Below are 13888 nucleotides of genomic sequence, written 5' to 3' on the forward strand. Positions count from 1 at the left end.
CGCTATTAGGAGAGAAATCATGGCTTATTCAGAAAAAGTAATTGATCACTATGAAAACCCACGTAATGTTGGCTCAATGGATAAAAACGATCCACAAGTAGCAACAGGAATGGTTGGCGCACCGGCATGTGGTGACGTAATGAAGTTACAACTAAAAATCAACGCTGACGGTATTATTGAAGACGCTAAGTTTAAAACTTATGGTTGTGGTTCTGCTATTGCCTCAAGTTCATTAGTGACTGAATGGGTAAAAGGTAAGTCAATTGACGAAGCAGGGAAAATTAAAAATACTGCTATTGCCGAAGAGCTTGCTTTACCGCCTGTAAAAATTCATTGCTCTATTTTAGCTGAAGATGCTATTAAAGCAGCGATTGAAGATTACCGCAGTAAAACTGCTTAAACATCGGAGTTATTTATGAGTGTTACAATGACGAAAGACGCAGCAGACCGTGTTCAGTCATTTATTACCAATCGAGGCAAAGGTCTCGGTTTACGTCTTGGTATTAAAACAACGGGATGTTCTGGTTTAGCTTATGTGATGGAATTTGTTGATGAGTTAAATGAAGATGATACGTTGTTTTCAATCTCTGATGTGAATATCATTATCGATGGAAAAAGTTTAGTTTACCTTGATGGTATTGAAGTTGATTTTGTTAAGGAAGGTCTAAACGAAGGTTTTAAATTCACAAACCCGAATGCCAAAGGCGAGTGTGGTTGTGGTGAAAGCTTTAACGTTTAATACCAAGTCTCTAAGCCTTTTAAATATTGCTGAGTAGCAAGTAACTTAGTCGCAGTGGTATATATTTTGTGAACGACTTAATGTTAAGTCGTTCGCTGGAGTTTTTGTGAATTATTTTCAGATTTTCGGTTTTACAGAGCAATATGAACTCGATGTTCATAAATTAGCTGATATTTACCAAACACTACAAAAAAAAGTACATCCAGACAAGTTCGCTCATGCTTCTAGTCAAGAGCAATTAGTCGCCGTTAAAAGATCAACCTTAATTAATGATGCCTATCAAACACTAAAACACCCCTTGAAACGAGCACAATATCTATTAACATTGCGAGAAAGTGATCAGCCAAATGAACAAGCTTCATTTAGTGATAACAGTTTTTTAATGCGCCAAATGGAATTACATGAAATGCTTGACGATGTTAAGCATGCTGACGACCATGAAGCTGCCATTCTAAGTTATGCAGCAGTATTAAATACCGGCTTTGAAGAACTCGCTTTAGAGATGCATACCTTGCTTGATGAAAACTCCATCCAGTCAAACTTATTGGCGGGTGATAAATTACGAAAGTTAAAGTTTTATCAAAAGTTACGCGTCGATCTCGATAAATTAGAAGATCAACTTTTCAATGACGACTGATCGTTAGTTCATATGAATTTTAGTTTAATAAAATGACAGCAAATCGATGTTTTTTTATTTACAATGAAATATCATACCGCCCGTTAATCGTAATCGAATATAAAAGAGTCTAAAAATGGCGTTATTACAAATAGCTGAACCTGGCCAAAGCACGGTTCCTCATGAACATCGCCTCGCCGCAGGTATTGATTTAGGTACAACTAACTCTCTTATCGCCAGCGTTAAAAGTGGTTTATCTGAAACCTTAGTTGATGGCGAAGGTCGAGATATATTACCCTCAGTGGTGAGTTACCAAGCGAATGAAATACTAGTAGGCCATGCCGCTAAAGCACATTCGGTGAGTGATCCAGAAAATACTATTGTCTCAGCTAAACGTCTTATTGGTCGTTCATTAGCTGATATCCGTAAAAAATATCCTTCACTGCCATATTCCTTTTCAGGTGATGAAAGTCATCCGAGCATCACTACACGTACTGGTGAAGTAAACCCAGTGCAAGTATCGGCAGAGATATTAAAAAGCTTAAAGCAACGTGCAGAACATGCTTTAGGTGGTGAGTTGACCGGTGTTGTTATCACCGTGCCTGCTTACTTTGATGATGCCCAGCGCCACAGCACCAAAGATGCGGCAAAACTTGCCGATCTAAAAGTTTTACGTTTACTTAATGAGCCTACAGCCGCTGCGGTCGCTTATGGTTTAGACAGTGGCAAAGAAGGTATTATTGCTGTTTATGATTTAGGCGGGGGTACCTTTGATATTTCAGTATTACGTCTCAATAAAGGTGTCTTTGAAGTATTAGCGACCGGTGGTGATTCAGCGCTAGGTGGTGATGACTTTGACAATCTTCTTGTTGACCACATTATCGAACAGACGGGTTTGCAACGACCATTGTCAGCAACCATAGAGCGTCAATTGTTACAGCAAGCCTGTTACGTTAAAGAACAACTGACAGAAAATGAAGTTATTAGTTTCTCATTAACACTAGAAAATGGTGATGAAAAACATGGCGAAGTTAATCGTGTGATGTTTGAGTCTTTAATCAATACCCTAGTAACTAAAACATTACGTGCTTGTCGACGCGCATTAAAAGATGCCGATATTAGCGTTGATGAAGTCATTGAAGTGGTGATGGTTGGTGGTTCAACGCGTGTTCCTATGGTTCGCCAGCAGGTTGAAAAATATTTTAATCGCTTACCGTTAACGTCTATTGATCCCGATAAAGTGGTTGCCATTGGCGCTGCGATTCAAGCCGATATTTTGGCGGGTAATAAGCCCGACAGCGATATTTTGTTACTTGATGTTATTCCTCTATCACTTGGCCTAGAAACGATGGGCGGATTGGTTGAAAAAGTTATTCCTAGAAATACGACAATTCCCGTTGCTAAAGCACAAGAGTTTACGACCTTTAAAGATGGGCAAACGGCAATGGCTGTTCACGTGTTGCAAGGTGAGCGTGAGCTTGTTGAAGATTGTCGTTCGTTAGCTCGATTTGAATTGCGTGGCATTCCAGCGATGACTGCCGGTGCTGCTCATATTCGTGTTACGTTTAAAGTTGACGCTGACGGTTTATTAGAAGTGTCAGCCATGGAAAAGTCAACAGGGATTGAAACAGGTATCACAGTGAAGCCCTCCTTTGGTTTAGAAGAGCAAGAAATCACTCAAATGCTCAGAGATTCAATGAGCAATGCTCAGCAAGATATACAAGCGCGTATGTTGAAAGAACAACAAGTTGAAGCCTCACGAGTTATTGAATCAGTACAATCGGCACTGATTAATGACAGCGCATTACTAAATCATGACGAAATTACCACAATAAATAACGCAATAACCGCTTTAGCGAAGATTGCCCAAAGCACGGTTGCCGATGATATTGAAGCAGCTATTGAAATATTAAATGAAAGTACCGCTATTTTTGCTGAACGTCGTATGGATTCTTCGATAAAAACAGCACTAGCAGGACATTCAGTAGACGAAGTTTAAAAACTTTTAGGAGCTAAGAAAATGGCGAAAATTATATTCCTTCCTAACGAAGACTTATGCCCAGATGGTGCAGTGGTTGAGGCAGAAAAGGGTGAAAGTGTACTAAATGTTGCACTGCGTAATGATATTGGCGTTGAGCATGCTTGTGAAAAAGTATGTGCTTGTACCACTTGTCATATGATCATACGTGAAGGTTTTGATTCAATTGCAGAAAGTGATGAACTTGAAGATGACATGCTAGATAGAGCTTGGGGATTAGAACCAGAGTCTCGTTTAGGCTGTCAAGCGCTGGTTGGCGATGAAGACTTGGTTGTTGAAATCCCAAAATATACGGTCAATATGGTTTCTGAAAACCACTAGTTATTTTTGACAATTTGATAGATAGGGCAGTAACATGTTAATGTTACTGCCCTTTTTTGTTGTAGCACCGCTATAACTATTTTTTTAGAGGAGGACTTTAGTCAACCTTTCCGTACGGCTAAATCAACTGTATTACTGAGATAAATAGACAGGACATTAAAAATTTGCTTTACTCACCATAAATATTTACGTGTTGTAATCGCTTAATAATAGTGAATATATTTTAAAAATAACTTTAGGCATAATGAATTTGTCCGAACTATCTAAATCAGAAACGATAAAAAGCTTAACCATCACTAATCAGTTTGCGACTGATATATTGTTATTAAATACCCCAAGTGAGATTTGGCAATATTTAGCTCAAAATATTGTCGAAAAATTAGGTTTTGAAGATGCCGTTATTTACACCTTAGATTCAGGGGGTATGACGCTAAGTAGGATGTCGGGCTTTGACAAAAAAAAATCCTTCAATGAGGGGGAAATCACGACTAGTGCAATAAGAGATACTTCCTCTAATTCTATGACCATACCTTTTAATGAAGGCGTTATAGGGAAAGTTGCTGCGACCAAACAACCGATATTGGTAAAAGATACCCGTGAGTTTGAAAGCTATATTGTTGAGGATGAAACGACCTTATCTGAGTTAGCTGTTCCTATTTTATTTCAACAGCAATTATTAGGTGTTATTGATTCTGAACATGCCAGTGTTAATTTTTACACTGAGTTTCATTTGAAAACACTCACTGCGTTAGCAACAATTACCGCAATGAAAATTTCTCAAATTATTAAAGTCGATGACCTAGAAGAGGTCATAGAAAATTTAGAGTATGCTAATAAAATTCAAGATGCACTGTTTGAAATAGCAGAAATTATCTTTAAAACTAAAAATATTGATGAGTTTTATCAATATTTGCACCAGTGTATTGGCAGACTGACCTTGGCGAAAAACTTTTTTGTTGCGCTATTAAAAGATGATGGGCAAACAATAGATTTTCCTTATGCTATTGATGAGTTTGATGATAGCTCAACGTTTACTAGTATTAACATCGATCCTAATTTTTTAAGTATTACCGGTTATGCGTTAGCTAAAGATCAGCCTTTTCTACTTTATGAAGAAGATATCCAAAAGATGCTTGATGAAAAAGCCATCTATATTCGTGGTAACATCCCCAAAGCCTGGTTAGGGGTGCCTTTTGGTAGTGGGATAAATAAGGGTATAGTTGTCGTACAAAGTTATAGTACTGAATTCTTATTTCAAGAAAAAGACAAACAATTGTTAATGTTTGTGGCTAAACATATCAATAATGCCATCGAAAGAATGGAGGCTAAACAAAAGTTACAATTTTTAGCCTTACATGATCCTTTAACCAATTTACCGAACCGTTCGCTATTCAAAGACAGAACCCAACATGCATTTTTACATTGCCAGAATAATCGCCAAGACAATATAGCGATATTATTTATTGATGTAGACAGGTTTAAGCAAATTAATGATACCTATGGTCATCATGTTGGCGACAAATTACTGATTGGTATAGCTCAAGCAATAATGACTAGATTGAGAAATACGGATACGTTAGCTCGCTTAGGCGGCGATGAATTTGCCATACTACTTGATGGGAAAATTGATTATGAGACTATCTGCCGTATAACTGAAAGTATTCTTGTCGCTACGGCTTCTGCCTTCAATATCGACGGTTTGAATATCTTTAGCAGTGTCAGTATCGGTATCGCGACTTATAACAATTCAAGTGAAAGCGCCGAACAATTATTGATTGATGCTGATCATGCGATGTATCAAGCTAAGTTGAAAGGACGCAATCAGTATGTTTTCTTCGAAGCACTCGAAGAACAAAATAAATCAACCAATGTCAAAGTTGAGTATGATTTTGATAATGCGGTTAAAAATTCAGAGTTTATCGGTAATTACCAACCCTTGATTGATTTTGACAGTGGCAAGGTTATTGGTGCTGAAATACTCGTACGTTGGCAGCATCCTAAATTAGGACTTTTGTATCCCGATTTTTTTATTCCAATTTTAGAAAAATCAGGTCAGATAGTACAGCTTGATCTTTATATGCTCAAGCTTGCGGTTAGTAAATTAAATCTATGGACGGACTGGTTACCAAAACAATTTAAGTTGAGTGTTAACGTTTCAACATCAGGTTTTGCATCTAAAGACTTTATTGGCTATTTACAAGACCAGCACCTGATATCTGCCGATATTACTGATCGATTATGTGTAGAAATCACTGAAGAAAGCCTCATCCTAAACGTTGACGCGGTCAAAAACCATTTAGACATTTTGAAAAGTATTAATATCCCGGTCGCCTTAGATGATTTTGGAACCGGCTTTTCATCGTTAAGTTATTTACACCAATTTTCTTTAGACTTTTTAAAAATAGATAAAAGCTTTGTTGACGACTTAAATGCAGTCAATAGTAAGGTCTTGATACTGGAAGCTGTGGTTAATTTAGCTAAATCATTAAAGATTAAAACTACCGCAGAGGGGATTGAAACTGCGGAACAATATCAAAAGCTTAAAGAAATTGGTTGCGATTTAGGGCAAGGATATCATATTGCTAAACCATTACTTGAGAGCGACTTTAAACGCTTTTTTTTAAACAGAGTAAGCTAAGGTTTATGTGCTAATTATCATCCACCAGCTAAACGATATTAAGCCATGAACGAAGATTTGTTGTTAAATTAAAATATCCTGACTTTAAGCCTTTCTGTCAATTATAAATAATGTATAAAAAGATTAAAGTCAGGGTACTTTCAATCGATAGCGTTAAATAGGAAATAATATGAGTGATTTACCCTCGGCGGCTGATAAAGCAGCGGCTAAAGAAAAAAAGCATATTGAACGCCAAAAGAAAATTAAAGCTAACGTTGACCAACGAATTGCTCAAGCAACAGAAGAACGCGGTGTTTTTGTAGTAATAACGGGTAATGGCAAAGGTAAAAGTACCTCTGGTTTTGGTACGGTATTGCGTGCTATTGGTCACGGCCAAAAAGCTGGCGTGGTGCAGTTTATTAAAGGCACTCAATGGGAATGTGGCGAGATGAATATTCTCAAGCAATTTGCTGTTAAGCACCATGTTATGGGAACCGGCTTTACCTGGGAAACACAAAGTACCGAAACTGATGTAGCAGCAGCAAAAGTCGCTTGGCAAAAAAGTAAAGAAATGTTGAGTGATGAAACGCTTGATATTGTTTTACTTGATGAAATGACCTACATGGTGACTTATGGCTATATTGAACTAGACGAAGTCATTGAGGCATTGAATAATAGACCTAAAATGCAGCATGTACTTATAACAGGACGCGCTTGTCATCGCCGTTTAATCGAGTTAGCTGATACTGTATCTGAAGTTCAGCCAATTAAGCATGCTTTTAAAGCCGGCGTTAAAGCACAAAAAGGACTTGACTGGTAAAGTAGGTAATCTAGTAAAATCAAGAGTATTCTTATATTATCGACTCAATTAGATGCTATATGGAAACAATGAATCACGCTTTAGCAACTTAATCGGTTCACGAAACCCCTGTAGTATTATTAACAGTAAACTAAATCGTAATATACTCATGAACATCGAAATTAATATCAAAAATACCACAAAGCACTATGGCTGGGTTAGTATCTTTTTACACTGGTTCGTTGCATTAACCGTTATTGGGCTCTTTGCTTTGGGCTACTGGATGGTTGATCTCGATTATTACAATCCTTGGAATAAACAAGGCCCTGATCTTCATAAAAGTATTGGTATTCTTTTGTTTTTTGTAATGGTCTTTCGTTTGATTTGGCGCAGCGCTCAGATAAAACCAAAAGCGCTTAATTCACATAGCGATACAGAAAAAAAACTTGGACATTTTATGCATCTATTTTTGTATACTGCGCTGTTTATTTTAATGATCTGTGGTTATTTAATTTCTACGGCTGATGGACGTGCAATCGAAGTTTTTCAGTTGATATCAATAATGAGTTTTGGTGAACTGTTTACTAATCAAGAAGATCTTGCTGGTGCGGTGCATAAATATCTTGCTTACCTATTGATGTGTTCTGTTGTTTTACATGCATTAGCTGCACTAAAGCATCATTTTATCGATAAAGATAACACCTTAACAAGAATGCTTGGTTATCAGCGTTTAAACAATCAATAGACTTTATTCATACGATTAAATAAAAAAGGACTCACATGAAAAAATTATTACTTGCCTCAATATTTCCAACGTTACTTATGACATCTGCTTTTACACCAACAGTTAATGCAGCAGACTACATCGTAGATTACAAAGGCGCGCATGCCTCCGTTAACTTCAAAATTAAGCATTTGGGTTACAGTTGGTTAACGGGACGTTTTGATAAATTTAGTGGCAGTTTTAGTTATGATGCAGCTGATTTATCTACGGCTAAAATTGAAATGTTGGTGGATACCACCAGCTTAAATACTAACCATGGCGAACGTGATAAGCATGTTCGTAGTGATGACTTTCTTGATGTGGATAAGTTTGGTAGTGCAAAATTTGTCAGCACTAGCATTACTGATAATGGTCAAAATAAATTAGCAATTAACGGTGTTTTAACCTTACACGGTGTTAGTAAAGCCATTATTATTGACGCGATAAAAATTGGTGAGGGTAAAGATCCTTGGGGTGGTTACCGTGTTGGCTTTAGCGGTACAACAAAAATTGGTTTAGCTGATTTTGGTATTCCAGACACGTTAGGACCTGCTTCATCACATGTTGAATTAGAGCTCCATATTGAAGGTATAAAGAAGTAATAAGTGATTGTCTGGCTTACCAAGCCGGTTAATGTCGATTCATATCGTCCAAGTCTATACTTATAAACCAAAGCCAGCACTGATGCTGGCTTTTTTATAACAATATCTTTATTTTAGAGGTGAACGGTGACAAATAGTCGTCGCCTACTGGTTTTATGTCTTTGAGTCTGGTTTGGCTCTATGGGTAACATTATATAAATTTAGCTAAAATCACGTTTAGCTGTTAGAATTCGCGCGAATTTTTTAATGGCTGATTATTCGGCACTCACATTCAATTAAGGTGCTTTTATGTCTAAATTTTTTTATCGTGGTACTCCTGATGTTATGGGCACTCACGGCAGTGCAGGTTATAAACCTAATCGTGGCGTTAAGCTAGGTAGTGCAGCAAAACCATTAATGCTTGTTGTTGCATCAAAAGAAAGACAGCAAGAAATTATTGCTATTGTTACCGAGCACAATTTCATTGCTAAGATTGATATTAATGCTGATGTAAAAGAGAATATTGTTGAGCTGGAAGCGGCATTAAATGTCCCTAAAACACAGCGTTTTGATAAAACACCGAACAGAAACGATCCTTGTTCTTGTGGAAGTACTAAAAAATATAAAAAATGCTGTGGATAAATAAGTCATAGTTTTAATAAAAAAGGCTGAGAAATTATTTCTCGGCCTTTTTTATTAAAGCAATTATGGTAAAAAGAGTAAAATTGACAGATACTTACCCCTCAGTTGTTGTTAATAGGAGAGGATCATTAAGTGAAAAAAATCAGCTTAACGCAAGATGAAAATTTATCATTTAAAGTTAGCCAGCAATTATCACCACAAGAATCACAACGTTTTGATCTTTATTTTTCTATTCCCGAAGAAATGGGCATTAATGCTATTACCCTCAGTGAAGATAATTACTTTCACAGCAGTATCCGAAGCCATAGTGCTTACTTTTCTCGCCAAGTGCATTTACCTTTAGTTCGTAGCCGATTTATAAGTCAAAAAAAGGGTGATCAGGGCGACTATCGCAGTAACTTAAATTTATTTTCTTATCAATTTAGGGTCGCACTCGAAACAGATATCAAGCAAGCCCTACAAGAAAAAGATATCGAAATTTTTTATCAATATGCACTTGAATTGGTTGATCAAACACAAAGCTTGTTAAAAAAACTGCGCCGCTATACCCCTTTAGATCAAAAACTAAGTTCTTACTTTGAAAATGTCGATAATTATTTAAGCTGGTACACCGAACAGTCATTTCTTAATTTACTTGCCAATGGACCAAAAAGCTCAGAGCATTCAGAAACCCGAGAGGTGTTGTTTGCCTTGTGTCGCCAAGAAAATAATTACCGAACAGAGCGCCAGTATAATTCAAAAATTACGCTAGCAGACCCAAATCGTATCACTAACAAAATGCGCTTGTTGCAGCGATTAAGTGAATTTGGTGTGGTCTTTAAAAGAACCACTCATGACCTAGACAATAATCTAAGACGCTTAGTTCGTGGTAGTATTACCGCTGTCGTTATGGCGTTCGTGATGTCAATTGTGCTCAACGCTCGCTCAGCATTTAACGAAGTAACTTTAGTACTGATCACTTTTTTAGGGGTGATTTATGGTGTCCGTGAAATATTTAAGGATGATCTCACACGCTATCTTTGGCGAAAAATTCAGCGAGGACGACCCAAGTGGCAGCATGTATTTACCGATAGTATGTCTAAAAATAAAATGTCTATGCAAACCCTATGGCTTGATTATATTAAGAACAAAGACTTACCTGATATTGTTAATAAACATTTTCAACAACGCCGTCAACAAAACAAGCAAGCGGCACAACTTTTACATTTTCGCTGTAATTCAAAAGTTATTGCTAAAGAGTTTATCCCTGGCTTTAAAGAGATTCAGCACCAGATGTTTTTTAATTTAACACCTTTTGTGCGTTTTTTGAAAAAAGGAGAAGGGCGTTTATATGCTCTTGATGGCAGCAAGATATCTAATCAAGGTGTTGAACGACGTTATCAGATAAATTTAGCGGTCGTGCAAGAGCAAAAAATACCGGGTAATAAAACTAAACAATACATTCAGCGTTTTAAAATAACAATGAATCGTTCGAAAATCATTAACATCGAAGGGATGAAATCAGAACAAAATTTTGAAGGAAATCCACTTTAGTATAAGTTGGCCAGCTTATTTGCAAATATATTATTTGTCGTTGAACTGGCCGTAATAAAATTAGCGGTTAATCAATCGCTAAACTATCGAATTATCGGCCTTATAAACATCAAAATCAATCGTCTCTATTTTAACGGTTCTAAGCATACCGCCAATACCAACAAAGGCAATAACTTGAAAGTAGATACTGTTAATAATTATCTCCATATAACCTAGTTGATAAACATCAACTGCTGTATTTGCCATTAAAAATAAGCTTAAGAAAATACTCACTGAGCCCATTGATTGTAAAGCAAATTGAGTTTGACTACTTCTATCCTTCACGGCTTGGTGGGGATCTAAACGTTTGCCGGTAAGGTGCCAAACGGCTAAACCAATAAAGAGTGCATGTACCAAACTCAGCGTTACTATTTTAATCATGAAGTCACTGGTAATCGCAAAATCATGAATATATAAATCAAATAAAATATAAGAAAATAATAACACCGCAGCTGAAATAATCAATAAAGGTGAAACATAATTGAACAAGTGACGTGGGGTCAAATCTGCGGTACGACTGGTACGCTTATTGGCTTTTCTCATCAGTTTAAATTGTTTACACCCAGAGACTTCTAACAACATATAGGGGATAAACTGCACCATACCAAACATTAAGGGTAACCCTTCTGCAAATTTCTGCTGATCACTATAATCTTTTGACATCAAAACATAGAACCCCAGTAATATCAGACCAATAACCAGTATTATTTGATTAAGTAATCGATAACGAACCTTAGCTACGTTCACCTGTTCAGTTGACTCAGGGTAAAGTTTTGGATAACTCTCCGGCGGAAATTTTTTTAAAACCCCATCAATTTTTTTAATTATTTGCTTAGGGTAATAGTATGAAATGAGTATAATTTGGCTTAAAAATAATGTGTAAAATAAAATGTTAATAGACATCTTCTGCTCCTTAATTGTTTTTACTGTTCATTGCACTACTAAAAGCAATACGTATTTCTGAGTCGGTTACCCCTGCCGTTTTACAGGCAGAAATAGCATTATCTAACTGTGCTAAAACATCAGCATTTAAATCCATCTTACTATTTACGATTGCATCAGGGTGAACAAAGGTACCTCGATAACCTTTGCTTTGAATGACTAAGTCTCGTTCTAATAATTTGTAAGCTTTAGCAACAGTTTTACTGTTGAGCTCTAAATCATTAGCCAATTGTCTAATCGAAGGAAGTGGGTCTCCCGGTCTAACCTTATCGCTAATAACCGCTGATTTTATTTGTTCAACGAGTTGTGTAAATAACGGCATCGGATCTTCTATATTAATGGTAATTTCCATATTTCTTTGTCTGCTCCAGTTGTTCCGTGTGTGGTAATGGTACAACTATAACCTCGATCAAGGCAAGTAAAAATAGTTTGTTTTTTGAACTATTGAGGTGTTAAGAAAAGTGTTTGTGATTTATTTTAATAAAATCAAGTTCTTGCGTGGATGTGTGGGTACAGAGGTCGTATACAATAAAGCCTGAATATTTCGGTGATATCAGTGATATCGAGATATTCAGGCTTAAGGTTATTTACAAAGGGGATTACTTAACTTCTTCTCCTGCGGCTTGTTTATCAGCATGATAGCTTGAACGCACTAAAGGCCCACAGGCTGCATGGTTAAAGCCCATCTTAATAGCTTCAGCTTGATACATATCGAAAACATCAGGGTGAACGTAGCGTTCTACCGGTAAATGATGTTTACTCGGCTGTAAATACTGACCAATGGTAAGCATAGTGACGCCATGGCTTCGGAGGTCGCGCATAACTTGTAAAATTTCTTCGTCTGTTTCACCTAAGCCAACCATTAAACCTGACTTTGTCGGTACTTCTGGATTGGCTTCGCCAAATTTTTTCAGTAAATCTAACGACCATTGGTAGTTAGCGCCTGGACGTGCTTTGGTATAAAGACGTGGTGCTGTTTCTAAATTATGATTAAATACATGTGGAGGATTGGCATTTAAAATTTCTAAGGCACGGTCCATACGACCACGAAAATCAGGGACTAAAATCTCAACTTTAGTATTTGGTGCATGTATAGCTATTTCAGTAATACAATCAGCAAACTGTTGAGCGCCACCATCACGTAAATCATCACGGTCAACCGAAGTGATGACCACGTATTTCAGTTTCATATCTTTGAGTGTTAGTGCTAACTTTTTAGCCTCATCGACTTTAGGGGCTAAAGGTCGACCGTGGCCAACATCACAAAAAGGGCAACGGCGTGTACAGATATCACCTAAGATCATAAAAGTGGCGGTACCGTGGTTAAAGCACTCCGATAAGTTTGGACAAGAAGCTTCTTCACAGACCGAGTGTAAGTCATGTTTACGTAGCGCTGCTTTTATACTATCAATCCGTTCTGTCGTACGTGGTAGTTTAATACGTAACCATTTAGGCTTTCTAAGCATGGTTTCACGCTCTGAAGGCACAATTTGAATAGGGATATGCGCCATTTTTTCTGCATCACGCATTTTTGTGCCAGGGATAACTCGAGTTGTTTTAGTGGTCATTCATTTCGTCCCAACCAGTTTTATAACTGATATTATTGGTATTTAATAATTTAGCGAGGTGTTTTACTAAGGATTCACCTGCTTGAGCAGTATCTGTTAATTGACTGATATCGGCTGTTTGCACCATTTCTAGTCCTTGATAACCACAAGGATTTATCCGAAGAAAGGGTGATAAGTCCATATTTACATTCAGTGCCAAACCGTGAAAAGAGCAACCTTTACGCACTCGTAAACCTAACGATGCAATTTTCTTTTCGCCAACATAAACCCCTGGTGCGTCAGGTCTAGCTTTGGCGATAATGTTAAAATCAGCTAATGCGGCAATTAAGCCATTTTCAAGTAGTGTTACTAAATCACGCACGCCCATCTTTCGTCGACGTAAATTTATCATAAAGTAGATAACTTGTTGACCAGGGCCGTGATAAGTCACTTGTCCGCCACGATCTACTTTTACTACTTCTATATCACCCGGCATTAGCAAGTGTTCTTCTTTACCTGCTTGCCCTTGTGTGAAAACGGCTGGATGCTCGACTAACCAAAGTTCATCTTGAGTGTCTTCGTTACGATCATCGGTAAATTTTTGCATCCCTTGCCAAACCTTGGTGTAGTCCATAGTGGCAAGTTGTCGAATGATTAACGAATTTTTCAAGTTTATACTTCACTTAATTCTATTGATGTCGATTATATCCA

General features: G+C 37.2%; 15 protein-coding genes. 11 read left to right on the forward strand and 4 right to left on the reverse strand.

Annotated features, from left to right (window positions below):
- The first annotated feature begins 19 nt into the window (after positions 1–19).
- The 11 genes from iscU (at position 20) to A3Q34_RS15075 (ending at position 10649) form a co-directional block, all read left to right on the forward strand.
- Positions 20–400, forward strand: coding sequence for a Fe-S cluster assembly scaffold IscU (iscU, locus tag A3Q34_RS15025; protein WP_070376088.1), 381 nt, complete (start codon positions 20–22; stop codon positions 398–400).
- Between the two features lie 15 nt (positions 401–415).
- Positions 416–739, forward strand: coding sequence for an iron-sulfur cluster assembly protein IscA (gene iscA / locus A3Q34_RS15030; protein ID WP_070376089.1), 324 nt, complete (start codon positions 416–418; stop codon positions 737–739).
- Positions 740–845: 106 nt separating this feature from the next.
- A complete protein-coding gene (gene hscB / locus A3Q34_RS15035) occupies positions 846–1376 on the forward strand; it encodes a co-chaperone HscB (RefSeq protein WP_070376090.1) in 531 nt (176 codons plus the stop codon).
- Between the two features lie 115 nt (positions 1377–1491).
- Positions 1492–3354 (forward strand): Fe-S protein assembly chaperone HscA, encoded by a 1863-nt coding sequence (gene hscA / locus A3Q34_RS15040; protein ID WP_070376091.1) that lies wholly within the window; start codon positions 1492–1494, stop codon positions 3352–3354.
- Between the two features lie 21 nt (positions 3355–3375).
- Positions 3376–3714 carry an ISC system 2Fe-2S type ferredoxin gene (gene fdx / locus A3Q34_RS15045; protein WP_070376092.1) on the forward strand — a complete coding sequence of 113 codons (339 nt, stop codon included), beginning with the start codon at positions 3376–3378 and terminating at the stop codon, positions 3712–3714.
- A 250-nt stretch (positions 3715–3964) separates the two neighbouring features.
- The gene (locus A3Q34_RS15050) at positions 3965–6352 is read left to right on the forward strand and encodes a bifunctional diguanylate cyclase/phosphodiesterase (RefSeq protein ID WP_197517601.1); all 2388 of its coding nucleotides are present in this window, start codon (positions 3965–3967) and stop codon (positions 6350–6352) included.
- A 169-nt stretch (positions 6353–6521) separates the two neighbouring features.
- A complete protein-coding gene (gene cobO / locus A3Q34_RS15055) occupies positions 6522–7151 on the forward strand; it encodes a cob(I)yrinic acid a,c-diamide adenosyltransferase (protein WP_070376094.1) in 630 nt (209 codons plus the stop codon).
- A gap of 148 nt (positions 7152–7299) precedes the next feature.
- Positions 7300–7875 carry a cytochrome b gene (locus tag A3Q34_RS15060; protein ID WP_197517602.1) on the forward strand — a complete coding sequence of 192 codons (576 nt, stop codon included), beginning with the start codon at positions 7300–7302 and terminating at the stop codon, positions 7873–7875.
- 35 nt (positions 7876–7910) lie between these two features.
- Entirely contained in the window at positions 7911–8495 is a 585-nt protein-coding gene (locus A3Q34_RS15065) for a YceI family protein (RefSeq protein WP_070376095.1), read from the forward strand.
- Between the two features lie 288 nt (positions 8496–8783).
- Positions 8784–9116, forward strand: a complete 333-nt coding sequence (locus tag A3Q34_RS15070; protein ID WP_070376096.1) for a PBPRA1643 family SWIM/SEC-C metal-binding motif protein — start codon at positions 8784–8786, stop codon at positions 9114–9116.
- A 132-nt stretch (positions 9117–9248) separates the two neighbouring features.
- Positions 9249–10649 carry a hypothetical protein gene (locus A3Q34_RS15075; RefSeq protein ID WP_070376097.1) on the forward strand — a complete coding sequence of 467 codons (1401 nt, stop codon included), beginning with the start codon at positions 9249–9251 and terminating at the stop codon, positions 10647–10649.
- Positions 10650–10727: 78 nt separating this feature from the next.
- On the opposite strand, the gene A3Q34_RS15080 is transcribed toward A3Q34_RS15075, so the two are convergent.
- From A3Q34_RS15080 to lipB, 4 genes are all read right to left on the reverse strand, one after another.
- Complete coding sequence (locus A3Q34_RS15080; protein WP_070376098.1) at positions 10728–11591, reverse strand: hypothetical protein; 864 nt, start codon at positions 11589–11591, stop codon at positions 10728–10730.
- Positions 11592–11601: 10 nt separating this feature from the next.
- Positions 11602–11982 (reverse strand): GntR family transcriptional regulator, encoded by a 381-nt coding sequence (locus tag A3Q34_RS15085; RefSeq protein ID WP_070376099.1) that lies wholly within the window; start codon positions 11980–11982, stop codon positions 11602–11604.
- A gap of 247 nt (positions 11983–12229) precedes the next feature.
- Positions 12230–13198: a lipoyl synthase gene (lipA, locus tag A3Q34_RS15090; RefSeq protein ID WP_070376100.1), complete on the reverse strand. Its 969-nt coding sequence runs from the start codon at positions 13196–13198 to the stop codon at positions 12230–12232.
- Complete coding sequence (gene lipB, locus A3Q34_RS15095) at positions 13188–13811, reverse strand: lipoyl(octanoyl) transferase LipB (RefSeq protein WP_220463210.1); 624 nt, start codon at positions 13809–13811, stop codon at positions 13188–13190. Before lipB ends, lipA begins: the two co-directional genes overlap by 11 nt.
- Between the last annotated feature and the right edge of the window lie 77 nt (positions 13812–13888).

Origin of the sequence: Colwellia sp. PAMC 20917 (assembly GCF_001767295.1) — a bacterium.
Lineage (GTDB): Bacteria > Pseudomonadota > Gammaproteobacteria > Enterobacterales > Alteromonadaceae > Colwellia_A.